The sequence below is a fragment of the Herbaspirillum sp. genome, assembly GCF_035644555.1.
Classification (GTDB): domain Bacteria; phylum Pseudomonadota; class Gammaproteobacteria; order Burkholderiales; family Burkholderiaceae_D; genus Herbaspirillum.
The window spans coordinates 30,956-55,224 of the sequence record NZ_DASQOH010000038.1 but is presented as its reverse complement, the minus strand read 5'-3'; the positions used below and the strand labels follow the sequence as shown (position 1 = coordinate 55,224).

21 protein-coding genes are annotated in these 24,269 nt (G+C 64.0%); 18 read left to right on the top strand and 3 right to left on the bottom strand.

Going from position 1 to position 24,269, the window contains the following annotated elements:
• Positions 1-6: 6 nt before the first annotated feature.
• Positions 7-399 (bottom strand): DUF2069 domain-containing protein, encoded by a 393-nt coding sequence (locus tag VE092_RS09705; protein ID WP_324876146.1) that lies wholly within the window; start codon positions 397-399, stop codon positions 7-9.
• Complete coding sequence (wrbA, locus tag VE092_RS09700) at positions 396-1,034, bottom strand: NAD(P)H:quinone oxidoreductase (protein WP_324876196.1); 639 nt, start codon at positions 1,032-1,034, stop codon at positions 396-398. Before wrbA ends, VE092_RS09705 begins: the two co-directional genes overlap by 4 nt.
• Positions 1,035-1,314: 280 nt before the next feature.
• Here wrbA and VE092_RS09695 point away from each other — a divergent pair, with 280 nt between their 5' ends.
• Positions 1,315-2,667: a YihY family inner membrane protein gene (locus VE092_RS09695; RefSeq protein WP_324876144.1), complete on the top strand. Its 1,353-nt coding sequence runs from the start codon at positions 1,315-1,317 to the stop codon at positions 2,665-2,667.
• A gap of 4 nt (positions 2,668-2,671) precedes the next feature.
• Here the strand turns inward: VE092_RS09695 and VE092_RS09690 are convergent, their stop codons facing one another.
• Positions 2,672-2,992 (bottom strand): DUF962 domain-containing protein, encoded by a 321-nt coding sequence (locus tag VE092_RS09690; protein ID WP_006462728.1) that lies wholly within the window; start codon positions 2,990-2,992, stop codon positions 2,672-2,674.
• Between the two features lie 312 nt (positions 2,993-3,304).
• Here VE092_RS09690 and VE092_RS09685 point away from each other — a divergent pair, with 312 nt between their 5' ends.
• The 17 genes from VE092_RS09685 (at position 3,305) to VE092_RS09605 (ending at position 24,200) form a co-directional block, all read left to right on the top strand.
• Positions 3,305-3,766, top strand: a complete 462-nt coding sequence (locus VE092_RS09685) for a CBS domain-containing protein (protein WP_006462727.1) — start codon at positions 3,305-3,307, stop codon at positions 3,764-3,766.
• 156 nt (positions 3,767-3,922) lie between these two features.
• Entirely contained in the window at positions 3,923-5,812 is a 1,890-nt protein-coding gene (locus tag VE092_RS09680) for an MFS transporter (protein ID WP_324876141.1), read from the top strand.
• Positions 5,813-5,900: 88 nt separating this feature from the next.
• On the top strand, positions 5,901-6,989 hold the full coding sequence (aroC, locus tag VE092_RS09675; protein WP_006462725.1) for a chorismate synthase: 1,089 nt from the start codon (positions 5,901-5,903) through the stop codon (positions 6,987-6,989).
• 166 nt (positions 6,990-7,155) lie between these two features.
• Positions 7,156-7,977, top strand: a complete 822-nt coding sequence (locus VE092_RS09670) for a M48 family metallopeptidase (protein ID WP_324876139.1) — start codon at positions 7,156-7,158, stop codon at positions 7,975-7,977.
• 239 nt (positions 7,978-8,216) lie between these two features.
• Positions 8,217-9,617, top strand: coding sequence for a 3-isopropylmalate dehydratase large subunit (leuC, locus tag VE092_RS09665; protein WP_006462723.1), 1,401 nt, complete (start codon positions 8,217-8,219; stop codon positions 9,615-9,617).
• 98 nt (positions 9,618-9,715) lie between these two features.
• Positions 9,716-10,363 (top strand): 3-isopropylmalate dehydratase small subunit, encoded by a 648-nt coding sequence (gene leuD / locus VE092_RS09660; RefSeq protein WP_324876136.1) that lies wholly within the window; start codon positions 9,716-9,718, stop codon positions 10,361-10,363.
• Between the two features lie 91 nt (positions 10,364-10,454).
• Positions 10,455-11,525 (top strand): 3-isopropylmalate dehydrogenase, encoded by a 1,071-nt coding sequence (gene leuB, locus VE092_RS09655; RefSeq protein WP_324876133.1) that lies wholly within the window; start codon positions 10,455-10,457, stop codon positions 11,523-11,525.
• A 122-nt stretch (positions 11,526-11,647) separates the two neighbouring features.
• Entirely contained in the window at positions 11,648-12,760 is a 1,113-nt protein-coding gene (asd, locus tag VE092_RS09650) for an aspartate-semialdehyde dehydrogenase (RefSeq protein ID WP_324876131.1), read from the top strand.
• Between the two features lie 443 nt (positions 12,761-13,203).
• A complete protein-coding gene (locus VE092_RS09645) occupies positions 13,204-15,972 on the top strand; it encodes a FimV/HubP family polar landmark protein (protein WP_324876129.1) in 2,769 nt (922 codons plus the stop codon).
• Between the two features lie 123 nt (positions 15,973-16,095).
• A complete protein-coding gene (locus tag VE092_RS09640; protein ID WP_324876127.1) occupies positions 16,096-17,013 on the top strand; it encodes a tRNA pseudouridine synthase A in 918 nt (305 codons plus the stop codon).
• Positions 17,014-17,065: 52 nt separating this feature from the next.
• Positions 17,066-17,734: a phosphoribosylanthranilate isomerase gene (locus tag VE092_RS09635; RefSeq protein WP_077236334.1), complete on the top strand. Its 669-nt coding sequence runs from the start codon at positions 17,066-17,068 to the stop codon at positions 17,732-17,734.
• Between the two features lie 31 nt (positions 17,735-17,765).
• Positions 17,766-19,025, top strand: a complete 1,260-nt coding sequence (trpB, locus tag VE092_RS09630) for a tryptophan synthase subunit beta (protein ID WP_324876125.1) — start codon at positions 17,766-17,768, stop codon at positions 19,023-19,025.
• A gap of 72 nt (positions 19,026-19,097) precedes the next feature.
• Positions 19,098-19,895 (top strand): tryptophan synthase subunit alpha, encoded by a 798-nt coding sequence (gene trpA / locus VE092_RS09625; protein ID WP_324876123.1) that lies wholly within the window; start codon positions 19,098-19,100, stop codon positions 19,893-19,895.
• A gap of 193 nt (positions 19,896-20,088) precedes the next feature.
• Positions 20,089-20,958, top strand: coding sequence for an acetyl-CoA carboxylase, carboxyltransferase subunit beta (gene accD, locus VE092_RS09620; protein ID WP_077236336.1), 870 nt, complete (start codon positions 20,089-20,091; stop codon positions 20,956-20,958).
• A 283-nt stretch (positions 20,959-21,241) separates the two neighbouring features.
• The gene (folC, locus tag VE092_RS09615) at positions 21,242-22,564 is read left to right on the top strand and encodes a bifunctional tetrahydrofolate synthase/dihydrofolate synthase (RefSeq protein WP_324876120.1); all 1,323 of its coding nucleotides are present in this window, start codon (positions 21,242-21,244) and stop codon (positions 22,562-22,564) included.
• Positions 22,565-22,669: 105 nt separating this feature from the next.
• Positions 22,670-23,665, top strand: coding sequence for an SPOR domain-containing protein (locus VE092_RS09610; protein ID WP_324876118.1), 996 nt, complete (start codon positions 22,670-22,672; stop codon positions 23,663-23,665).
• Positions 23,666-23,699: 34 nt separating this feature from the next.
• Complete coding sequence (locus tag VE092_RS09605; protein WP_324876116.1) at positions 23,700-24,200, top strand: CvpA family protein; 501 nt, start codon at positions 23,700-23,702, stop codon at positions 24,198-24,200.
• Positions 24,201-24,269: the final 69 nt, after the last annotated feature.

Here is a 24,269-nt window from a genome sequence, read left to right as displayed (position 1 = left end):
GCAGATTTACTGGGAGGCTTTCTGGATGGCCTGGCGGGCGATTTCCTTGGCGGCCTTCTTGAAAGGGTGCAGGTAGGCCAGCGCGCAGATGAAATAGATCGTGGTCAATGCCACCTCGACCCAGGCCAGCCAGACCGAGGTGTGATTGGCGTCGCTGGTGGCGCGTACCAGGCCCTCGGCCAGGTAGACCAGGATCAGCATGGACGACCATTGCAGGGTATAGACATCGCGTTTGAGGATGCCGCGCAGGGGCAGCAGCAGCGGCACCACCTTGAGCACCATCCACGAGCCGCCCGGGCGCAGCGGCGCCAGCGCCAGTTCCCATGCCACGCAGAGCAGGATCAGGCCGACCAGGCTGGAACTGGCCCCGAGATGGAAGTAGCGCGCGCTGGTGTTCATGATGGTCTCCGTAGTTTTAATGCAGTCTCTGCCAGCCGTTTGCCCAGCGCGATGGCCAGGGCACGCGAGTCGTCCGACAGTGGCTGGTTGCCGTTGACGCCCGCCCAGTGACTGGCGCCGTAGGGGCTGCCGCCGCTGTGGGTATTCATCAGTTCGGGATGTGCATAGGGCAGGCCCAGCAACAGCATGCCGTGATGCAGCAGGGGAATCATCATGGTCAGCAGCGTCGACTCCTGGCCGCCATGCAGGCTGCCGGTGGAGGTGAACACGCAGGCCGGCTTGCCGGTCAGGGTGCCGGAGAGCCACTGGGGCGAGGTACCGTCCCAGAAATACTTCATGGCCGCGGCCATGTTGCCAAAGCGCGTGGGCGAGCCCAGGGCCAGGCCGTCGCACTGCGCCAGGTCGGCCGCTTCCACATAGGGCGCGCCGGAGCTTGGCACGTCCGGCTCCACCGCCTCGGTGACGGTGGAGACCGCCGGCACGGTACGCAGGCGGGCATCACAGCCGGGGACGCTTTCCACGCCCTGGGCGATCAGTTCGGCCAGCTTGCGGGTGGCGCCATGGCGCGAATAGTAGAGCACCAGGATGGTGGCGTTGGAGGGAGCGTTCACGGAAGAGGGGGAGGAGCTGGTCATCATGTGACTTATTATATTTCCGTTTTTTTCCTCCCAGCGTGAGGGAAAAAGAGAGAAATCTGCCCGACCGCTGCCTTTTGCTGCACCTCATTGAGGTCATAACTGCAACTTTAGGATTCAGCTTCGATTTTTGCGGGATTTTGCCGGCGGCTTGGGCGATAATCGCCAAACTTGTCATCCTGCCGCCTGTCGGCGGGAAAGAACCCGGGTGTGGCGCTGTTGCTTGCCGTCCCCCCATGAAGTCGAACCGATGCCCTCTTTGCGTTTTCCCTTTTCCCGTATGCGTGGTCTGTCCCGAGAACAGTTGAGCGATCTGTTGCGCTTCGCCGGCCGGCGACTGCGCGAGGATCGCCTGCCCCAGGTGGCCGGCAGCCTGACCTTCACCACCATCCTCTCGCTGGTGCCGGTGCTGACCATCGCGCTGGCGCTGTTTACGGCCTTCCCGCTGTTCTCGACCTTCCGCGCTTCGCTGGAAGCCTATTTCGTCGAAAACCTCATGCCCAAGGGGGTGGCCAATACCATCCTGGGCTACCTGAACCAGTTCGCGGCCAAGTCGGCACGCATTTCGGCGGTGGGCGGGGTGGTGCTGATCCTGACCTCGGTGCTGACCATGTCCACCATCGAGAGCGTGTTCAACCAGATCTGGCGGGTCAAGAAGTCGCGGCCGCTGGTGCAGCGGGTGCTGGTGTACTGGGCCATCATCACCCTGGGACCGCTCTTGATCGGGGTGTCCATCAGCGTGACCTCCTACCTGTCCAGCGCCACCGGTGGTGCGGTCAAGAGCCTGCCGTGGCTGGGCGCGGGTTTCTATACGCTGGTCTCGCTGATGTTCTCGACGCTGGCCTATACGCTGCTCTACAGCACCGTCCCCAACCAGACCGTGGACTGGCGCGACGCCCTGGCCGGCGGCCTGCTGGCCGGTGTCGGCCTGGAAATCGCCAAGCGCCTCTTCGCGGTCTACATCATGCAGTTCCCGACCTACACCATGGTCTATGGCACGGTGGCGGTGCTGCCGATCTTCCTGGTGTGGATCTACATGATGTGGATGATCACCCTGTTCGGCGCGCTGCTGACGGCGGCGCTGCCGGTGGTGCGCTACGAGCGCTGGTGGCATGTGGCCTCGCCGGGGGCGGAGTTCATCGATGCGGTGAAGGTCCTGAAATTCCTGCATGCGGCCCGCGTGGGGGTGGAGTCGGCGGTGGTGAGCATGGATGAGGTGCGTCGCGCCACGCGACTGGGGCTGGGCGAATTGCAGCAGTTGCTGAGCCGGATGAGTGAAGAAGGCTGGGTGGCCTCGGTCAAGCCGGAGACCAGCCGCCGCACCGGCTGGAACCGCCGTATCACCGATGATATGGACCGCTGGACGCTGGTGGCCAATCCCAGCACGATCCGGCTGGCGCGGGTCTATCGCCTGTTCGTGTTCGATCCCGCCGTGCTGGCGCAGGCGGGTGAGGAGGAGGCGCTGGTGAGGCGGGTGGAAGACGCCATCGACGGCGTGCTCGGCCAATCGCTGGATGATTACTGCGGCGGCGCGGGCGGTGCCAGTGCCGACCCACAGGCGCAGAGCACCGTGGCCGCCATGCCCTATGCCGCCGTGCCGCTGGATGAGCGGCGCCGCATGTGGGAGCGCTGAGGGCTCAGAACGAGACCTGCCCGGTCAGCATCTGCCAGTACATGACCCAGTCGCCCATGAAGGAATACAGGGGATGGCGGAAGGTGGCCGGCTGGTTCTTCTCCACCATGAAATGCCCGACCCAGGCAAAGCCGTAGCCACAGAACAGGGCCACTGCCAGCCACCACCACTGGTGCGTGATCAGCAGCAGCAACAGGCTCAGCAGTGCCAGCGTCGAACCCAGGAAATGCAGCTGCCGGTTGACCCGGTGCGCGTGTTCGCTGAGATAGGTCGGATAGAACTCGCTGAAGCTGGCGTAGTGACGGTCGGGCAGGGTGGCGGCCATGGGCTTCTCCAGGTGGACCTGACTGTTCCAGCTTAGTCAGCGCGGCGTGCATATGCAAACCTTGTGCTGAAGCAAGCTTCGTATGATTGCTGGAAATACTGCATGGCAGCGCGATTCCCGGTTGCCCAAAGGGCGCGCTTGACCGTACCATGTGCAGGCATCCCGGCATGGGCGGGCGCGTAACCGGTGGACGGCACTGTGGCCTCGCCAGCGGCAGCATCCAGGATCAGTTATCCTGTTGCCCCCATGAATTGGATTTTCCGGGCGTCATCGCCTACAGTCAAAACAGCTTCATACAACTAGGACGACATCATGAAAGTCTCTGAAATCCTCAAGGTCAAAGGCAACATTCTCTTCACCGTCACGCCGGACACCCCGATTCAGGAGGCGGTCGCCGCGATGGCAGAGAAAGACATCGGCTCGCTGGTGGTCATGGAATATGGCGACCTGGTCGGCATGCTGACCTTCCGCGAAGTGCTGCTGACGCTGCACAAGAACGGCGGCGCCCTGGGCGGCTCGACCGTGCGCAAGCACATGAACGACGCCCCCATCACCGTCACCCCCGATACCGATCTGAACGAAGTGCGCCGCATCATGCTGGAAAAGCACGCGCGTTACGTGCCCGTGATGGAAGCGCGCACCGTGCTGGGCGTGATGTCCTTCTACGACGTGGCCAAGGCCGTGCTGGATGCGCAAGGCTTCGAGAACAAGATGCTCAAGGCCTACATCCGCGACTGGCCGGCCGAGGAAGAAGAGCGCGAAGGCAACGCCTGAGTGCTGCCGGCCCGCTGGCGGGCGCCGCTTGCCCTGGCAGGCGGCGCGCTCATGACCGTTCCTGCTGGAGCGGTTTTTTATTGCCCGTTAGGGTTGTTGTCATTCCGGCCCGGCCTGCGTAGGCTGCGCATTCCGCTTTCCCTGACCTGATTGCCCATGCAAAAGAACAGCCAGTTCACGCTTTTCTCCCAACGGCGTTTCGCTCCCTTCTTCTGGACCCAGTTCCTCGGCGCGCTCAACGACAATGTCTTCAAGACCGCGCTGCTGACCATCCTCACCTATGACGCTCTGTCCTGGACCGCGATGGATCCGGGCCTGCTCAACAACCTCATCCCGGGTTTGTTCATCCTGCCGTTCTTCCTGTTCTCGGCCACCTCCGGCCAGTTGGCGGACAAGCTGGAAAAGGGCCGCGTGGCGCGTTTCGTGAAGCTGCTGGAAATCGTCATCATGGGTATCGCCGCCTATGGCTGGATGACGCACCACCTGTGGCTGCTGATTGCGGCGGTGGTCGGCATGGGCATCCATTCCACGCTGTTCGGGCCGGTCAAGTATGCCTACCTGCCGCAGCAGTTGAAGCGCGAGGAACTGATCGGCGGCAATGGCCTGATCGAGATGGGGACCTTCGTCGGCATCCTGCTGGGGGAAATCCTGGGCGCGGTGCTGGTGGTGCACAAGCCCTGGGGGCTGCACCTGGTAGCCGGCGTGACCATCGGCATTGCCGTGCTGGGCTGGCTGGCCAGCCTGCGCATTCCGCTCTCGCCGGCCCCGGCGCCGGAGCTGAGGGTGAACTGGAATCCCTTCACGGAAACGGTGCGCAACCTCGGTTTCTCGCGCCGCAACCGGCCGGTGTTCCTCTCCTTGCTGGGCAATTCCTGGTTCTGGTTCTATGGCGCCATCATGCTGGCGCAATTCCCTGTCTATGCGAAGAACTACCTGCACGGCGACCATAGCGTCTTCGTGCTGCTGCTGGCGGTGTTCTCGGTAGGCATCGGCGTGGGTTCGCTGCTGTGCGAGCGGCTGTCGGGCCACAAGGTGGAAATCGGGTTGGTGCCCTTCGGCTCCATCGGCCTGTCGGTCTTCGGGCTGGAGCTGTATTTTGCCAGCCAAGCCTACGTGACGCCGGCGGCGATGCTGGACCTGGGCGGTTTCCTGGCGCACGGCGGCAGCTGGCGCATCCTCGGCGATTGCCTGGGTATCGGCCTGTTCGGCGGGCTCTACATCGTGCCGCTGTTTGCGCTGATCCAGACCCGCTGCGATCCGGCGCACGTCTCGCGCACCATCGCCGGGATGAACATCATGAATTCGCTGTTCATGGTGGTGTCGGCGCTGGTGGCCATGGTCATGCTCAAGTCGGGGATGACGATTCCGCAGATCTTCCTGGCCACGGCCATCATGAACGGCGTGGTGGCGGTCTACATCTTCTCGCTGGTGCCGGAATTCCTGATCCGCTTCCTGGCCTGGCTGTTGATCCATACCTTCTACCGGGTGCGCATTGTCAATGGCCAGGCCATTCCCGATCAGGGCGCGGCGGTGCTGGTGTGCAACCATGTGAGCTATGTCGATGCCATCGCCATCATGGCGGCCAGCCCGCGCCCGGTGCGCTTCGTGATGGATTACCAGATCTTCCGGATCCCAGTGATGGCCTGGCTGTTCCGCAATGTGCGGGCGATCCCGATCGCACCGGTCAAGGCCGACCCCTGGCTGACCGAGAAGGCCTTCGTCGATATCGCCCAGGCCTTGCACGAGGGTGAATTGGTGTGCATCTTCCCGGAGGGAAAACTGACGCGTGATGGTGAGCTCAACCCCTTCCGGGGCGGCGTGCAGAAGATCATCGACCGCAGCCCGGTGCCGGTGGTGCCGCTGGCCTTGCGTGGCTTGTGGGGTAGCCTGTTCTCGCGCGATCCCAGCAACCCGGTCACGCGCACCTTCCGGCGCGGCTTGTTCTCGCGGCTGGAACTGGTGGCCGGCGAGCCCATCCCGGCCGAGCAGGTCAGCCCCGAGCTGCTGCAGGAAAAGGTGCGCGAACTGCGCGGCGACTGGAAGTAGGCATCAGGCGGGGAGGGCGCCGTGGCTCGTCGGCGGCGCCCGGGGCTGGTAAAATCGCGTCTTTCTCCCCTTTTGCGCGAATTCCATCATGTCCGGCAATACCTTCGGCACGCTCTTCACCGTCACCACCTTCGGCGAATCCCACGGCCCGGCCATCGGCTGCGTGATCGATGGCTGCCCCCCGGGGATGACGCTGTCGGAAGCCGATATCCAGCCGGAACTGGATCGCCGCCGTCCCGGCACCTCGCGCCACGTCACCCAGCGTCAGGAGCCCGATACCGTCGAGATCCTCTCCGGCGTCTATGAAGGCAAGACCACCGGTACCCCGATTGCGCTGCTGATCCGCAACCAGGATCAGCGCAGCAAGGACTACGGCAATATCCTCGACACCTTCCGTCCCGGTCACGCCGACTACACCTACTGGCACAAGTACGGCATCCGCGATCCGCGCGGCGGTGGCCGTTCCTCGGCACGCCTGACCGCACCGGTGGTGGGCGCGGCGGCCATCGCCAAGAAGTGGCTGTTCGAGAAGTACGGCACCACCTTCAAGGGCTGCATGAGCCAGCTGGGTGAGATCGCGATTCCCTTCGAATCCTGGGAGCATGTGCCCAACAATCCCTTCTTCGCCGCCAATGCCAGCATCATCGGGCGCCTGGAAGACTACATGGATGCCCTGCGCAAGGACGGCGACTCCATCGGTGCGCGCATCGACGTGGTGGCGCAGAACGTGCCGGTCGGCCTGGGTGAGCCGCTGTATGACAAGCTGGACGCCGAGATCGCCTTTGCCCTGATGGGTATCAACGCCGTCAAGGGCGTGGAAATCGGCGCTGGCTTCCGCTCGGTGGCGCAGAAGGGTTCCGAGCACGGCGATGCGCTCACGCCGGAAGGCTTCGTCGGCAACAACGCCGGTGGCATCCTGGGCGGCATCTCGACCGGCCAGGACATCACGGCCTCGATTGCCATCAAGCCCACTTCCAGCATCCGCACCCCGCGCCCTTCCATCGACAAGAACGGCCAGCCGATCGCGGTGGAAACCTTCGGTCGTCATGACCCCTGCGTAGGCATCCGCGCCACGCCCATCGCCGAAGCCATGCTGGCCCTGGTGCTGATGGACCACGCCTTGCGCAACCGCGCCCAGTGCGGTGATGTGAAGGTCGATACACCGGCGCTGCGCTGAACCGGGCAGGACCGAGCGCAAGCCGGCCATCGCGCAAGCGGTCGCCGGCTTTTTCCTGCCTGAAACAAATTGCGGCGAGCCGGGTCGAAGCCGCTCACGGCCGGCGGGCAGCGGTCCGCCGGTCGATGGACCCGGAATCAAGATCAATTATTCAATGGAGGCGGGCATGAAGCTCAAACCTATCGTCAAGAACAGTCTGCTGGCCCTGGCCGTGGTCGGCCTGGTGGCATGCGAGACCGTACAAACCACCCAGGGCGGCGCCGTGGGCATCGACCGCAAGCAGCAGATGCTGGTGTCCTCGGCCGAGATGGAAGCGGCATCCAGCAAGGAATATGCGCAGGTATTGGCCGAGGCCAAGGGCAAGGGCCTGCTCAACCGCAACGCCGCGCAAGTGCAGCGGGTGCGTGCCATCGCCAATCGCCTGATCCCGCAGACCGGGGTGTTCCGCCCCGATGCGCTGAAGTGGAACTGGGAAGTCAATGTCCTGACCTCGGACGAAACCAATGCCTGGTGCATGCCGGGCGGCAAGATCGCGGTCTATACCGGCCTGATCGACAAGCTCAAGATCACCGACGATGAACTGGCCGCCGTGATGGGCCACGAGATCGCCCACGCCCTGCGCGAGCATGCCCGCGAACGCGCCTCGCAGCAGGTGGTGGCCAATTCGGCCATTTCCATCGGTGCGGCCCTGCTGGGGCTGGGCGACGTGGGCAAGCAGGGTGGCCAGTATCTCTACATGGGCCTGATGGGCTTGCCCAATTCGCGCGCCAACGAGACCGAGGCCGATCGCATCGGCGTGGAACTGGCCGCACGCGGCGGCTATGATCCCAAGGCGGCGGTGACCCTGTGGCAGAAGATGGCAAGCCTGGGCGGCGAAGAACCGATGAAGTTCATGTCCACCCACCCCTCCAGCAGCGAGCGCATTGCCGACCTGACGGTCTATGCGCAGCGCGTCGATCCCTTGTATCAGCAGACCCGCAAGCGCTAAGCATTGAACCTCGCTGCGGACGGTATCGCAATCCGGCATGAGCCCGACGGGATGGGGAAATGCCGGATTTTTCATGTGGGCCGCAACTTCTGCGCTTTTTCTGCTGCCTTGCAGCATTATTGCCTGTTGTGGCGACGCGGCGGAAAACACGGCAAGGAGGTCAGACCCTTCGCTTTATGGCATAATCAAAAGCTATTTTTCCCGATCAGCACCCCTTTCCAGTTCCGCCGGACCGCAACATGCTCAAGACGCTCTACGACAAACTCTGGGAGTCGCACGTCGTTCATACGGAAGATGACGGCACCGCCATCCTGTATATCGACCGCCACCTGCTCCATGAAGTGACCAGCCCGCAAGCCTTCGAAGGCCTCAAGCTAGCCGGTCGTCAACCCTGGCGCAATTCGGCCAACCTGATGGTGGCGGACCACAACGTCCCCACCACCGACCGCGCCCACGGCATCGCCGACCCCATCTCGCGCCTGCAGGTGGAGACGCTGGACGGCAACGCCAAGGAATACAACCTGACCTACTTCGGCATGAACGACAAGCGTCAGGGCATCGTGCACGTGATCGGCCCCGAGCAGGGCGCCACGCTGCCGGGCATGACGGTGGTCTGCGGTGACTCGCACACGTCCACCCACGGCGCTTTCGCCGCTCTGGCCCATGGCATCGGCACCTCCGAAGTGGAACACGTGCTGGCCACGCAGACGCTGCTGGCGCGCAAGTCCAAGTCCATGCTGGTCCAGGTCGACGGCGCGCTGCCGGCCGGCGTGACCGCCAAGGACATCGTGCTGGCCATCATCGGCAAGATCGGCACGGCCGGCGGTACCGGTTATGCGATCGAATTCGCTGGCTCGACCATCCGCTCGCTGTCCATGGAAGGCCGCATGACGGTCTGCAACATGGCCATCGAAGCCGGTGCCCGCGCCGGCATGGTGGCCTTCGACGACACCACGTTGAATTACCTCAAGGGCCGTCCTTATTCGCCCTCCGGCCCGCACTGGGAGCGCGCCGTGTCCTATTGGCGCACGCTGCATTCCGACCAGGGTGCCAAGTTCGACATGGTGGTCACGCTCAATGCCGCCGACATCAAGCCGCAAGTCACCTGGGGTACTTCGCCCGAGATGGTGGTGGCTGTGGATGCCCGCGTCCCCGATCCGGACAAGGAAAAGGATGCCACCAAGCGCGACGGCATGGAAAAGGCCCTGGCCTACATGGCCCTGAAGCCCAATACCCCGATCGAGGACATCCGCATCGACAAGGTCTTCATCGGCTCCTGTACCAATTCCCGCATCGAAGACCTGCGCGAAGCCGCCAAGGTGGTGCGCGGCAAGTTCCGCGCCTCCAACGTCAAGCTGGCGATGGTGGTGCCGGGCTCCGGCCTGGTCAAGGAACAGGCCGAGCGCGAAGGCCTGGACAAGATCTTCCGCGACGCCGGTTTCGAGTGGCGCGAACCGGGCTGCTCCATGTGCCTGGCGATGAACGCCGACCGCCTGGAACCGGGCGAACGCTGCGCCTCAACCTCGAACCGCAACTTCGAAGGTCGCCAGGGTGCCGGTGGTCGTACCCACCTGGTGAGCCCGGCCATGGCCGCGGCGGCCGGCATCGCCGGTCACTTTGTGGATGTGCGCTCGCTGTAAGCGCGGAAGCGGGCCATGTGGCCCGTAGCTTCAGTTTTTGAACAGAAATCAGGAAGGACTGGGCGGCCGGATCGCCCGTCCAACCCAAGGTCAAGACCATGAATAAATTTATCCTGCACGAAGGACTGGTGGCGCCGCTGGATCGCGCCAACGTCGATACCGATGCGATCATCCCCAAGCAGTTCCTGAAGTCGATCAAGCGCAGCGGCTTCGGCCCCAACCTGTTCGACGAATGGCGTTACCTGGATCATGGCGAGCCGGGCATGGACAACAGCAAGCGCCCGCTGAACCCGGACTTCGTGCTCAACCAGGAGCGCTATCAGGGCGCGTCGATCCTGCTCTCGCGCAAGAACTTCGGCTGCGGTTCCTCGCGCGAGCACGCGCCGTGGGCGCTGGACCAGTTCGGCTTCCGCGCGGTGATCGCGCCCAGCTTCGCCGACATCTTCTTCAACAACTGCTACAAGAACGGTCTGCTGCCCATCGTCCTGACCGAGCAACAGGTCGATCACCTGTTCAATGAAGTCAAGGCCTTCCCGGGTTACCGCCTGGTCATCGACCTGGAAAAGCAGGTCGTCAGCACCACCAATGGCAGCCTGTCCTTCCCGTTCGAGATCAGCGAGTTCCGCAAGTATTGCCTGCTCAACGGTTTCGACGACATTGGCCTGACCCTACGCAAAGCCGACACCATTCGTGCCTACGAAGAGAAACACCTGCACGAACAGCCCTGGCTGAGCAACACGATCTGACAGGATCGTTGAAACAACAGCAAAGGGCGGTCAGATGACCGCCCTTGTCATTGATAACCCGAATTCGCTGCATAACTGAGAAAGAGAAGCCATGAAGATTGCTATCCTGCCGGGCGACGGCATCGGTCCTGAAATCGTCGATGAAGCCGTGCGTGTGCTCAATGCACTGGACGAGAAGTTCGAGATGGAATCGGCCCCGGTCGGCGGCGCCGGCTACGAGGCCCACGGCCACCCGCTGCCGGATGGCACCCTGAAGCTGGCCAAGGAAGCCGACGCCATCCTCTTCGGCGCCGTCGGCGACTGGAAGTACGACAAGCTGGAGCGCGCCCTGCGTCCGGAGCAGGCCATCCTGGGCCTGCGCAAGCACCTGCAGCTGTTCGCCAACTTCCGTCCCGCCATCTGCTATCCGGAACTGACCGGTGCTTCGTCGCTGAAGCCCGAGCTGGTGGCCAACCTGGACATCCTGATCGTGCGCGAACTGAACGGCGACATCTATTTCGGCCAGCCGCGTGGCATGCGCGAAGCGCCGGACGGTCCTTTCAAGGGGGCACGTGAAGGATTTGATACCATGCGCTATTCGGAACCGGAAATCCGCCGTATCGCGCATGTCGCCTTCCAGGCTGCGGCCAAGCGCGGCAAGCGCCTGTGCAGCGTGGACAAGGCCAACGTGCTGGAGACTTTCCAGTTCTGGAAAGACGTCGTCGCCGAAGTGGGCAAGGAATACCCGGACGTGGAGCTGTCGCACATGTATGTGGACAACGCCGCGATGCAACTGGTGAAGGCACCGAAGAACTTCGATGTCATCGTCACCGGCAACATGTTCGGCGACATCCTCTCCGACGCCGCCGCCATGCTGACCGGTTCCATCGGCATGCTGCCCTCGGCTTCGCTGGATGCCAACAACAAGGGCCTGTACGAGCCCTCGCACGGCTCGGCACCGGACATCGCCGGCAAGGGTATCGCCAATCCGCTGGCGACCATCCTGTCGGCGGCGATGATGCTGCGTTTCTCCTTGAACCGTGCCGAACAGGCCGACCGCATCGAGAACGCCGTGAAGAAAGTGCTTGCGCAAGGTCTGCGCACCGCCGATATTTATGAAGAAGGCTGCACCAAGGTCAATACCCAGCAGATGGGCGAGGCCGTGGTCAAGGCCCTCGCGTAAGCTCGGTGCCTCGTCCGCCCGCACAAGCCGGGCAGGGCGGGGCGCCTGAAATGCCGGATGGTCCGGCGCATATGTGTTTAATCTGAGTTGTTCACCATGGATGTTCTAAATAGGGAAAGATGATGAAACTGGTTGGTTTGGTTGGCTGGCGTGGAATGGTGGGTTCGGTCCTGATGCAACGCATGCAGGACGAGGGTGATTTCGATCACATCGAACCGGTATTTTTCTCGACGTCGAATGCGGGCGGCGAAGCGCCGTCGTTTGCCAAAACGGCAACGACGCTCAAAGACGCCAACAGCATCGATGAGCTGAAGAAATGCGACATCATCATTACCGCACAGGGTGGCGACTACACCAACGAGATCTTCCCCAAGCTGCGTGCAGCCGGCTGGGACGGCTACTGGATCGACGCCGCCTCCTCGTTGCGCATGAAGGATGATGCCGTGATCGTGCTGGACCCGGTCAACAACAACGTCATCAAGGACGCACTGGCCAAGGGCGTGAAGAACTACATCGGTGGCAACTGCACCAACTCCATCCTGTTGATGGGCGTGGGTGGCCTGTTCAAGGAAGGCCTGGTTGAGTGGGTCAGCTCCATGACCTACCAGGCAGCCTCCGGTGGCGGCGCCAACCACATGCGCGAACTGTTGAAGGGCATGGGCGTCATCAATGCCGCTGTGGCTGAAGAGCTGGCCACGCCGTCCTCGGCCATCCTGGACATCGACCGCAAGGTTGCCAAGACCATCCGTGAAGACGTGCCCACCGAGTTCTTCGGCGCACCGCTGGCCGGCGGCCTGATCCCCTGGATCGACGCCCAGCTGGAAAACGGTCAGTCCAAGGAAGAGTGGAAGGGCCAGGCCGAAGTCAACAAGATCCTCGGTAACGAGAAGATCATCCCGGTCGACGGCCTGTGCGTGCGTATCGGTGCCATGCGTTGCCACAGCCTGGCGCTGACCATCAAGTTGAAGCGCGACCTGCCCCTGGCCGAGATCGAGTCCATCATCCGTGCTGGCAACCAGTGGGTGAAGTGGGTTCCCAATGACCGCGCCATCACGGTCAAGGAACTGACCCCGGCAGCCATCACCGGCGGCCTGGAAATCGGCGTGGGCCGCGTGCGCAAGCTGAACCAGGGTCCGGAATACATTTCCGCCTTCGTCATCGGTGACCAGTTGCTGTGGGGTGCGGCCGAACCGCTGCGCCGCATGCTGCGCATCATCCTGGGCAACCTGGAGTAATGCGACGGCCGGAAAATATCCGGCCGGCAACTGCCGTGCGTTGCTGCAATGCGAATAGGGCTTGCCTATCCCGTTGTCAGTCTGCAACAATAGCCCGCCAGCTTTTCCGCAAGGAGAGGCTGGCGGTTTTTTCTCATCTTGAGAACTTAAGTACACTTGCGGGTGTAAGTTCTTGATGATAATTTGAAAAAGCCCATTCATTTCATGAAAACCAACATGGCGGCGCGCGTGATAAGCGCCTGCTGGATTTGATGAAATGGATCTGCATTTCCGTTCCCTGAGCTGCAAAACGATGTTTCCACAACAGCAAGGGCAGCAGGGACAGGAGCAGCGCGAGCCGGCACGACAGGGCCGCGCGGCACATGCCCCACTCACGGCTTCCACCGGATCGAACGCGAGCGTGACGGGTTTCAAGCGGAACGTTTCTCTAAGCCATATAAAACATGCCTCTGAATACTAACAAGAAGCTTCCCCTGTCCCAGATGAAGACCCTGAGCGCCGCCATTGCGCTGGCCCTGGCCCTGCCGCTGGGCGCGCAGGCGGCCGGGCTGGGCAAGCTCACCGTGCTGTCGGCCCTGGGCCAGCCCCTGCGGGCCGAGATCGAGGTCACCGCCGTAAGTCCCGAAGAAGCCGGCAAGCTGTCGGCCCGGCTGGCACCGGCCGAAGCCTTCCGCCGCGCCAACATGGAGTACAACCCGGTGCTGGGCTCGCTCTCGTTCGTGGTGGAGCAGCGCCAGGGCCGTCATTTCATCCGTATCAGTTCATCCCAGCCGGTCAGCGATCCCTTCGTCGATCTGCTCATGGAGCTGAGCGCGGGCGACTCGCGCCTGCTGCGCGAATATACGTTCCTGCTCGATCCGCCTGACAGCAAGGCCCCGCGCAATGCCCAGGTGGCGCCGCTCACGCCAGGCACCGCCGCCGCGGCCGCGCGCAGCGAGAGCGCCGCTGCGGCGGCTCCTGCAGCGACTGCTCCGGCGGCGGGAGCACCCGCAGCTGCAGCGGCGGCTCCAGCTGCAACTACGACCCCGACCCCCTCGGCCGACGCCGAACCGACCTCGGCGCCGACCCCGACCCCGGCTGCACCGTCGACCGCCACACCCGCTGCCACGGCCGCGTCCAACACGGCGCCCATTCCCGTCAGCGGTGAAGAGCCGGCGCCCACCATCGTCCAGCGCGCCGCACCGTCGGCGCTGGCCGAAGAACTGATCCGCCGCCAGCAGGCGGCTCCCGAGAACACCCCGGCGTCGGCCAGTCCCGATGCGGTGGCCGCCGCCCAGCCGCCGGCCCAGAGTGCCTCCGGCAGCATTACGCCGGCCGCTCCGGCTGCTGCTGCCGGTTCCCCCGCCGGCAAGGGCGCCGACTATCGCGTCAAGCCGGGCGATACCCTGGGCGCGATTGCCGCCCGCAACCAGCCGGCCAATGTCTCGCTGGACCAGATGCTCATCGCCCTGTATCGCGCCAATCCCGACGCCTTCCAGGGCAACAACATCAACCGCCTGCGAGCCGGCAGGATCCTCAGCATTCCCGATCAGCCCACCGCCGCCGCCGTCGATCGCGATGAGGCACGCGGCATGGTCGTGGCGCAGGCGCAGGACTTCAACGCCTACCGCAACAAGCTGGCCGGCCAGGTCGCCAACGCGCCGGCGGGCAAGCCGGGCGCCAGCCGCCAGAGTGGCGGCGGCAAGATCACCACGCGGGTGGAAGAACGTTCCGGCACCCAATCGGCGCGTGATCGCCTGGAGCTGTCCCGCGCCAACAAGGGCAATGGCAAGACCGGCAGCGCCGGCGCTGCCGCCGAAGACAAGGCCGCCAGCGAGCGCGCTCTGGCTGAAGCCAATGACCGCGTCAAGGATCTGGAAAAGAACGTCGACAATCTCCAGAAGCTGCTGGAGCTGAAGAACAAGACCATCGCCGAATTGAGCGCGCAGCAGAAGGATGGTGAAGCCGCCAAGCCAGCCGCAGCCCCGGCGACGACTGCCGCCGCCGATGCCGCTGCGCCCAAGACCGAGGACAAGCCCGCCGAGGCGCCGGCTGCACCGGCACCGGCCGTCGCGTCCTCGACCACACCGCCGGCGGCCAGCGCCAAGCCGGCGGACAAGAACGGCGGCAGCTTCATCGACAAGGTCAAGGAAAACCCCGCCATCCTGGCCGGTGCTGGCGTGCTGGTCGCGCTGCTGGCCGCCGGTGGTGGTGTGCTGGCCATGCGTCGTCGCAAGAAGAAGTCCGAGGAAGGCGCCGTCGAACCTGCCGTCGAACCCGAGCCTGCTTCTCCTGCACCTGCAGCAGCGGCTGCGGCAGCGGTGGCTGCGGCGGAGCCTGAAGCAGAACCCGAGGTTCCGGCGACCGCAGCGGTCGTCGAGCCCGTGGTCGAGGAGGCCGCTCCGGTGGCCGCCGTGGTTCCGGAAGAGCCGGTCGATCCGATCTCCGAAGCCGACATGTACATCGCCTATGGCCGTGACGAGCAGGCCGAGGACATTCTCAAGCTGGCCCTGCAGACAACGCCCGAGCGCCAGGCGCTGCACGCCAAGCTGCTGGAAATCTATGCCAAGCGCGGCGATGTGGCGAACTTCAACAAGGTCGCGCTCGACCTGCATCAGCTCAGCGGCGGTCTCAACGAAACCTGGGTCAAGGCCGCAGCCCTGGGCCTGGAAGTCGATCCCACCAATCCGCTGTACGGTGGTGTCCCGGCCGAAGAGGAACCGATCCTCGGCAGCGAGGAAGAGCAGGGCATGGAGTTCGACCTCAGCGACTTCAAGGGCGCCGAGCTGCAAGCCACGCCGGCCCCGCCGGCAGGCGCGGCCATGGACCTGGGCAAGGACATCGATTTCGACCTGGACCTGGAAAACGGCGCCAAGCCCGATGCCGACGAGCCCATCCTGCCGGCATCGAGCGGCGCCACCTCGGCATCGGCCCTGCTGGACAGCCTGGATGAGACGCCCGCTTCACCTGCTCCCGCTCCCGCTACGGATCTGGCCGATCTGGACCTGAGCCTGCCGGAGCAGGACGCAGCAGCGCCAGCCTCCACCAACCTGCTGGAAGAAGATGAAGAATCCGCCTTCGAGGCCGAGATGACCACCAAGCTCGACCTGGCCGCCGCCTATGAGGAAATCGGCGACAAGGAAGGTGCTCGCGAATTGCTGGAAGAAGTCATGCGCGGCGGCAACGATACCCAGATTGCACGTGCCAAGCAAATGATGGCCGCCCTGGGCTGAAGCCCGCGGCCGCAGCGATTACAATAGCTTCATCTCGCGGGCAGCTCGCATGAGCTGCCCGTTTGTTTTCATCGTGCCGCCTGAGCCTGGCAAGCAGCGCAAGGGCGGCCTGCAGTGATCACCATGACAGACATTCCCCCCCAAGCCGACGGCCTGAGCCGGGTGGTACTGGGCGTGCAATACGACGGCGCCTGCTGGCAGGGCTGGCAGACCCAGCCGCACCGCCAGACCGTGCAGGATCAGCTGGAAGCGGCCCTGCTGCGCTTCAGCACCCAGCCCATCGCCACCACCTGTGCCGGCCGCACCGACTCCGGCGTGCATGCGCTGGAGCAGGTAGTCCATTTCGACACCGCCATCGCCCGCGACAGCTTTTCCTGGGTACGCGGCACCAACGCCTTCCTGCCGCCGACGATTGCGGTGCGCTGGGCCTGCGAGCTGCCTTATGTGGATGACGCGGCCATTGCCAACGCCAGCGCCGGTGCCGGCATAGGCGAGGTCGCCGCGTTGCATGGCGCCGAGCGCGAAGGGGCGGCGCAGCTGGCGCAATTCGGCTTCCATGCGCGCTTTTCGGCCATCGCCCGCACCTATCACTACGTGCTCTACAACCATGCGGTCCGTTCGCCGCTGCTGGCCGGCAAGGCCGGCTGGACCTTCCGGCCGCTGGACGCGGACCGCATGCACCGCGCGGCCCAGCATCTGATTGGCGAGCACGATTTCACCAGCTTCCGGGCCGTGGAGTGCCAGGCCAAGTCGCCGGTGCGCAAGATGGAAAGCATCGCCGTGCGTCGCCATGGCGACATGATCGTCTTCACGCTCAAGGCCAATGCCTTCCTGCATCACATGGTGCGCAACATCGTCGGCTCGCTGATCGTGGTCGGCAGCGGCAAGCAGGGGCCGGAGTGGATAGGGCAGGTGCTGGCCCTGCGCGACCGCAGCCGGGCCGCCCCGACCTTCATGCCGGACGGCCTCTACCTGGCGCGGGTAGACTATCCGGATGCCTGGGCGCTGCCGCAGGAGAATCGCTCCTGGCCCTGGCTGTAGCGCGTTGGGCCGCTGCGCGCACCCCTGAAATTCTTGCAAAAAGGCAATATCGATGAGCTTGCGTACCCGTATCAAGATCTGTGGGCTGACCCGCGAAGAGGATGTCCGCGCCACCGTGGCCGCTGGCGCCGATGCGCTGGGCCTGGTGTTCTATCCAAAAAGCCCGCGCTACGTCACGCCGCAACGCGCCGGCGAGCTGGCGCGGGCGGTGCCGCCGCTGGTGAGCATCGTCGGCCTGTTCGTCAACCCGACCCTGGAAGAGGTGCAACAGGTGCTGGCCGAGGCGCCCCTGACGATATTGCAGTTCCACGGCGACGAAACGCCCGAGCACTGCGCCGCGATCGCCCGCGCCGTTGTCAGACCCTTCATGCGCGCGGCCAGGATAGGAAGTTCGACGCAGCCCTCGGATTTGTTAGAATATGAACAGGCATATCGCTCCGCCAGTCCGTTTTTCACCGGACTGCTGCTCGACACCCTGGTCGAGGAGTATGGCGGCAGTGGAAAGGTTTTCGATTGGTCTCTCATTCCAAAAGAACTCGCGCCTCGGGCCGTTTTGAGTGGTGGCTTGAGCGTACACAACGTCACTGAGGCGGTGACCCGCGTTCGTCCCTACGCGGTCGATATCAGCAGTGGTGTCGAAGCCGCCAAGGGCATCAAGGATGCCGCCAGGATCGAGGCCTTCATCCAGGCCGTGCGTCTGGCGGACGCTACCCCCGCGTAGCACACCCCCCAAAGAGTTTCAGAGGAACACCATGAAAGAATTGAATCCCCTCGGCGGTTTCGCCGAGCGTCAAGCCATTCCCGCCGCCGCCTTGCATCAGACGGCCCACTACAACCTGCCCGACGCGCGCGGCCACTTCGGCCCCTACGGCGGCAGCTTCGTCTCCGAAACCCTGACCCTGGCCCTGAACGAGCTGCGCGAGGCCTATGCCCGTTACCAGCACGATGAACAATTCCTCGCCGAATTCCACACCGAACTGAAGCATTTTGTCGGCCGTCCCAGCCCCGTGTACCACGCCAAGCGCTGGTCCGAGCAAGCCGGCGGTGCACAGATCTACTTCAAGCGTGAAGACCTCAACCACACCGGCGCCCACAAGATCAACAACGTGATCGGCCAGGCATTGCTGGCCAAGCGCATGGGCAAGAAGCGCATCATCGCCGAGACCGGTGCCGGCCAGCACGGCGTGGCCACGGCCACCATCTGTGCGCGTTTCGGCATGGAATGCATCGTCTACATGGGCGCAGAAGACGTGAAGCGCCAGCTGCAGAACGTGTATCGCATGAACCTGCTGGGCGCCAAGGTGGTGCCGGTGGAATCCGGCTCCAAGACCCTGAAGGATGCCCTCAACGAAGCCATGCGCGACTGGGTCACCAATGTCGAGACCACCTTCTACATCATCGGCACCGTGGCCGGCCCGCACCCCTACCCGATGATGGTGCGCGACTTCCAGTCGGTGATCGGCAACGAGTGCATCCAGCAGATGCCCGAGATCGCCTCGCGCCAGCCGGACTACGTGGTGGCGGCCGTCGGTGGCGGCTCCAATGCCATGGGTATCTTCTATCCCTACATCGACTATGCCGATGTGAAGCTGGTCGGCGTGGAAGCCGCCGGCGACGGGCTTGATACCGGTCGCCATTCGGCCTCGCTGACCCTGGGCTCGCCCGGTGTACTGCACGGCAACCGGACCTACCTGCTGCAGGATGCCAACGGCCAGATCATCGAGACCCACTCGGTCTCGGCCGGCCTGGATTATCCGGGCGTGGGGCCGGAACACGCATGGCTCAAGGACAGCGGTCGCGCCAGCTATGCCTGCATCACTGACGAAGAGGCACTGCAGGCCTTCAACACCTGTTGCCGCATCGAAGGCATCATCCCGGCGCTGGAGTCCAGCCATGCCCTGGCCCATGCGGCCAAGCTGGCGGCGACCCTGCCCAAGGATCAGATCGTGCTGGTCAACCTGTCCGGCCGTGGGGACAAGGACATGCATACCGTGCAACAGCGCCAGGGCTGATCGCCGACCCTGCCTGACGCGTGCCGGCTGCCCGACGGGTGGCCGGCTGGTTCGACAAAATACTTCACCATCATGTCCAGAATCCAGACTACCTTTTCCCAACTGGCCGAGCAGAAGCGCAAGGCCCTGATCACCTTCATCACCGCCGGCGACCCGGCCCCGGAGCTGACCGTGCCGCTGCTGCACGCGCTGGTGGCCGGCGGCGTCGACATCCTCGAACTGGGTGTGCCGTTCTCCGACCCCATGGCCGAAGGCCCGGTGATCCAGCGCGCCTGCGAGCGGGCCCTGAAGTTCGGTATCAGCACCCATGATGTGCTGGGCTATGTGCGCGAATTCCGCAAGACCAATACCCATACCCCCATCGTATTGATGGGCTATGCCAACCCCATCGAACGCTTCGGCGTGGATGCCTTCATCGCCGCCGCCAGCGAGGCGGGTGTGGACGGCACCATCGTGGTGGACTATCCGCCCGAGGAATGTGAAGAATTCGCCCAGAAGATGCAGGCCAATGGCATGGACCCGATCTTCCTGCTGGCCCCGACCTCGTCGGAAGAGCGCATCCGCCAGGTGGCGGCCGTGAGCAGCGGCTTCTGCTATTACGTCTCTCTGAAGGGCGTGACCGGTGCCGGCCATATCGACACCGCCGAAGTGGCCGAGCGCATCGCCGCCATCCGCCAGCACGTCAAGCTGCCCATCGCGGTGGGCTTCGGCATCCGTGACGGCGCCACCGCCCGCACCGTGGGCAGCGTGGCCGACGCGGTCGTGATCGGCAGCCGCATCATCGCCGAGCTCGAAAATACCCCGCAAGAGAATGCCTGCGAGGCGGTGCAGACCTTCGTCACGGGCATTCGCCAGGCGCTCGATGCCTGAGCCTGGCCGGCAGGCGTAATCGGACAGAAGGCCTCCGGGTGCACTGAACTGCGCCCGGAGGCTTTGTCTTTTGATAGGGCGCAAGCGGCCGGTCCTTCATTTCTTGCCGGATGGAAAGCATGACCGTGCTTTACGTCCCGCCCCGGTCGGCTCTGGTACAATGCGCGCCACCGGAAAAATCTATGAGGTATCTATGAGCTGGCTCGAGAAGTTACTGCCACCCCAGATTCAACGCGGCTCCACCAGCCGCAAGGCCATCCCGGAAGGTTTGTGGGTCAAATGCCCCTCCTGCGAGGCCGTGCTGTACCGTACCGACCTGGAGTCCAATCTCCACGTCTGCCCCAAATGCAGCCACCACATGCGCATCCGCGCCCGCGCTCGTCTCGATGCCCTGCTCGACGAAGGCGGCCGCTATGAGATCGGCCAGGAAGCCCTGCCGGTCGACACCCTGAAGTTCAAGGACAGCAAGAAGTACCCCGACCGTCTCAAGGACGCCATGGAATCCACCGGCGAAACCGATGCCATGGTGGTCATGGGCGGCGCCATCATGACCCTGCCGGTCGTGGTGGCCTGCTTCGAATTCGAATTCATGGGCGGTTCCATGGGCTCGGTGGTGGGTGAGCGCTTCGCCCGCGGTGCCCAGGCGGCACTGGAACAGAAGGTTCCCTTCATCTGCATCACCGCCACCGGCGGCGCCCGCATGCAGGAAGGCCTGCTGTCGCTGATGCAGATGGCCAAGACCACCTCCATGCTGACCAAGCTGTCGGAAAAGAAGCTGCCCTTCATCAGCGTGCTGACCGACCCCACCATGGGCGGTGTCTCGGCTTCCTTCGCCTTCATGGGCGACGTGGTGATGGCCGAACCCAAGGCCCTGATCGGCTTTGCCGGCCCGCGCGTGATCGAGAACACGGTGCGTGAGAAACTGCCGGAAGGCTTCCAGCGTGCCGAATTCCTGGTCACCAAGGGCGCCATCGACATGATCGTCGACCGCCGCAAGATGCGCGAGGAAATCGCCCGTCTGCTGGCCCTGCTGCAAAACCAGGCCGCCGAAACGGTTTCCTGATAAGCGGATATACTTCAGGCCCGGATTTGCAGAAGTGCAAATCCGGGCCTTGTTTTTTCATGCATGTTTCGAATGTCTGACTACCGTTCGGCCTGAGCAGGCCCGGTCAGGGCCGTATCGAAGGCGCTCCCGCGCTTGCCGAAGGACTAGGACGGAGCGCCTTCGATACGCGGCGATGCCGCTACTCAGGACGAACGGACACTTGTGTCATCCTCATTCGGAACAGCTGTCCAGTAATCCGTATTTCGTTTTTGTGCTGTAGCTTCACCGACCGAGACGCGCCATGACTTCCCAAGCTTCCCCGAGCCCTGCCACCCCCGCCACCTTGAGCGAATGGCTGGCCCTGCTGGAACAACGCCACTTCAAGCAGATCGACATGGGCCTGGAGCGGGTCATGCAGGTCAAGCAGAAGCTGGACATCCAGTTCGACTGCCCGGTCATCATGGTGGCCGGTACCAACGGCAAGGGCTCCACCTGTGCCATGCTGGAATCGATCCTGCTGCGCGCGGGCTATCGCGTGGGCCTGTACATGAAGCCGCATTTCCTGCACTTCAACGAACGCGCCCGCATCAGCGGCGACATGGCCAGCGATGCGCAACTGATCGCGGCCTTCGAGGCGGTGGAGGCGCAGCGCGGTGACATTTCCCTGACCTATTTCGAATTCACCACCCTGGCCATCATGAAGCTGCTGGCCGATGCGAAACAGGATGTGGTGATCCTGGAAGTGGGCCTGGGTGGCCGCCTGGATGCGGTCAACGTGATCGATGCCGATGTCTCCATCGTCACCAGCATCGACATCGACCATACCGAATACCTGGGCGAGACCCGCGAAGAAATCGGCTTCGAGAAGGCCGGCATCTTCCGTCCCGGCAAGGTCGCCGTGTGTGGCGACCCGCTGCCGCCCAAGTCCCTGATCGCGCATGCCGAGAAGATCGGCGCCGACCTGTGGCTCATGGGGCGCGACTTCAACTATCAGGGCGACAAGCAGCAGTGGGCCTACGGCGGACGCGGCATGCGCCGCAATTCGCTGGCCTATCCCAGCCTGCGCGGCGCTAACCAGTTGCTCAACGCCTCGGCCGCCCTGGCCGCACTGGAAGCCTTGCGCGAAGTCTTGCCCGTGGGTGCGCAGGAAGTGCGCACCGGGCTGGCCACGGTGGAGTTGCCGGGACGCTTCCAGGTCCTGCCGGGCCAGCCGCTGGTGATCCTGGACGTGGCCCACAACCCGCATGCGGCCGCCACGCTGGCGCAGAACCTGGACAACATGGGCTTCCATCCCTACACCTATGCGGTGTTCGGCTCCATGCTGGACAAGGACATCGAAGGCGTCATCGGTCATCTGAAGGACAAGATCGACCACTGGTGCGTGACCGACCTGCCGCTGCCGCGCGCGGCCACTGCGCAACAGCTCAAGGACGCCCTGCTGGGGGCCGGCGTGGCGCCGGAATTCAGGCGGGACGCGGCGCGCAGCATCGAAACCTTCACTTCGCCGGCCGACGCCTATGCAAATGCATTAAGCAGAGCAGGGGAGAATGATAGAATTGTGGTTTTCGGGTCCTTCCTGACCGTGGCCGGCGTGATGCAGGCCCGCCGCCCCGGTCTGCACTGATTCCGAACCCGATTTCCGGAGCCGGCCGCCCCGCCCGACGGCGCCACGACCCGCCGGGTCAGGCAGGTTTTCCTAGATATTCAGATCAATTCAAGACGACTCCGCATGGGCTTGTTCTCGTTTTTCCGTAAAAACAAGCAGGACTCTGCTTCCGATCAGGGCACTTTCCGTTCGCGTTCCGACGAGCAATCGTCCGTCATTCGCAGCCGCGGCAGCCGCAGTGCCGCCAATACCTCCGGCCGGACAGCAGGCGGGCGGGCCAAGGCCGGCAAGGAGGCCGCCGCCGATCCCCTGTTGCCGGAAAAGAAACGCGCCCGGCGCCGCCTGATCGGCGCCGTCGCGCTGGCGCTGGCAGTGGTGATCGTGTTGCCGATGATCCTCGATTCCGAGCCCAAGCCGCTCAACGACGATATCGCCATCCAGATCCCATCCAAGGATCAGGCTGGCTCCGGTGTGGCGCCGGCCCCGGCGGGCGATGCCAAGCAGGCTTCGCTGGACCAGAAGGAAGAGATCGTCGAGCCGGCCAGCATCGCTCCCGAGCCGGGCACGGCACCCACCCAGCCGGCTGCGCCGCCGGTGGCTGCAGTGGCGCCCAAGGTGGTGGAGAAGCCGGTTGAAAAGTCGGTTGAAAAGTCGGTTGAGAAGCCGGCGCTGGAAAAGCCGGCCGACAAGCCCGTGGCCAAGGTCGAGGAAAAGAAGCCTGTCGTCGCCGAGCACAAGGAAGAGCCGCGCAAGGAAGCCGCCAAGCCCAAGACCCCGGCCCCCGCTGCCGCGCCTTCGGCCCATGACGATTCGGCCCGCGCGTTGGCCATCCTGGAGGGCAAGACCGGCGCTGCGGCAGCCCCGGCCGAGAAGAAACCGGCCGCCGGCGGCGGCAAGTTCGTCATCCAGGTCGCCGCGCTGGCGACTCAGGACAAGGTCAGTGAATTGCGCAACAAGCTCAGTGCGGCAGGCATTCACTCCTATACGCAAAAGATCGCGACCCAGGCCGGCGAACGTACGCGCATCCGCGTCGGTCCCTTCGGCAGCCGCGATGAAGCGGAGCGCATGGGAGCCCGAATCAAGAAGCTGGGCCTGAATGCCACGATTGTTCCTGCTTGAAATTGGCTGCAGATAGCCGCATATTGTTGTCATCGTGACGATATTTGACTACCTGGTGCTCCTGATCCTGGCGTGTTCCGTGATCATCGGCACCCTGCGCGGACTGGTGCGCGAGGTATTGTCGCTGGCCGGCTGGATCGTGGCGCTGGTGGTGGCCAACCTGTACGGCGAGGCGCTCTCGACGATGTTGCCGGACGTGGTGCCGGGCGAATTGACGCGGCTGATCGTGGCCTTCATCGTTCTGTTCATCGCCACGCGGCTGTTGATGGCCCTGGTGGCCAAGACCGTGAGCGAGCTGGTCAAGGCCACCGGCCTGACCTTGCTGGACCGGACACTGGGCAGTATTTTCGGCGTGGCGCGTGGCGTCCTGCTGGTAGTGGCAGTGGCATTGCTGTGCGGCACGACCTCGATTCCGCAGCAGGCGTTCTGGAAAGAGGCCATGTTCAGTCCCTGGGTCGAACAGGCCGCCGTGGCGGTGCTGCCCTACCTGCCGGGAAAACTGGCCGAGCATGTGAGTTTTTCCACCCCCGTCTGATGCCGGCCCCTGGCGGGGACGTCTGGTCGTGGGTAGCAGTCGTGGTTCATTTTCGTTTTCGTTTTTCGT

Bases quoted from the DNA above. Each gene is read 5' to 3' on its own strand.
- VE092_RS09705 (WP_324876146.1), bottom strand. From the start codon at position 399: ATGAACACCAGCGCGCGCTACTTCCATCTCGGGGCCAGTTCCAGCCTG.
- wrbA (WP_324876196.1), bottom strand. From the start codon at position 1,034: ATGACCAGCTCCTCCCCCTCTTCCGTGAACGCTCCCTCCAACGCCACC.
- VE092_RS09695 (WP_324876144.1), top strand. From the start codon at position 1,315: ATGCGTGGTCTGTCCCGAGAACAGTTGAGCGATCTGTTGCGCTTCGCC.
- VE092_RS09690 (WP_006462728.1), bottom strand. From the start codon at position 2,992: ATGGCCGCCACCCTGCCCGACCGTCACTACGCCAGCTTCAGCGAGTTC.
- VE092_RS09685 (WP_006462727.1), top strand. From the start codon at position 3,305: ATGAAAGTCTCTGAAATCCTCAAGGTCAAAGGCAACATTCTCTTCACC.
- VE092_RS09680 (WP_324876141.1), top strand. From the start codon at position 3,923: ATGCAAAAGAACAGCCAGTTCACGCTTTTCTCCCAACGGCGTTTCGCT.
- aroC (WP_006462725.1), top strand. From the start codon at position 5,901: ATGTCCGGCAATACCTTCGGCACGCTCTTCACCGTCACCACCTTCGGC.
- VE092_RS09670 (WP_324876139.1), top strand. From the start codon at position 7,156: ATGAAGCTCAAACCTATCGTCAAGAACAGTCTGCTGGCCCTGGCCGTG.
- leuC (WP_006462723.1), top strand. From the start codon at position 8,217: ATGCTCAAGACGCTCTACGACAAACTCTGGGAGTCGCACGTCGTTCAT.
- leuD (WP_324876136.1), top strand. From the start codon at position 9,716: ATGAATAAATTTATCCTGCACGAAGGACTGGTGGCGCCGCTGGATCGC.
- leuB (WP_324876133.1), top strand. From the start codon at position 10,455: ATGAAGATTGCTATCCTGCCGGGCGACGGCATCGGTCCTGAAATCGTC.
- asd (WP_324876131.1), top strand. From the start codon at position 11,648: ATGAAACTGGTTGGTTTGGTTGGCTGGCGTGGAATGGTGGGTTCGGTC.
- VE092_RS09645 (WP_324876129.1), top strand. From the start codon at position 13,204: ATGCCTCTGAATACTAACAAGAAGCTTCCCCTGTCCCAGATGAAGACC.
- VE092_RS09640 (WP_324876127.1), top strand. From the start codon at position 16,096: ATGACAGACATTCCCCCCCAAGCCGACGGCCTGAGCCGGGTGGTACTG.
- VE092_RS09635 (WP_077236334.1), top strand. From the start codon at position 17,066: ATGAGCTTGCGTACCCGTATCAAGATCTGTGGGCTGACCCGCGAAGAG.
- trpB (WP_324876125.1), top strand. From the start codon at position 17,766: ATGAAAGAATTGAATCCCCTCGGCGGTTTCGCCGAGCGTCAAGCCATT.
- trpA (WP_324876123.1), top strand. From the start codon at position 19,098: ATGTCCAGAATCCAGACTACCTTTTCCCAACTGGCCGAGCAGAAGCGC.
- accD (WP_077236336.1), top strand. From the start codon at position 20,089: ATGAGCTGGCTCGAGAAGTTACTGCCACCCCAGATTCAACGCGGCTCC.
- folC (WP_324876120.1), top strand. From the start codon at position 21,242: ATGACTTCCCAAGCTTCCCCGAGCCCTGCCACCCCCGCCACCTTGAGC.
- VE092_RS09610 (WP_324876118.1), top strand. From the start codon at position 22,670: ATGGGCTTGTTCTCGTTTTTCCGTAAAAACAAGCAGGACTCTGCTTCC.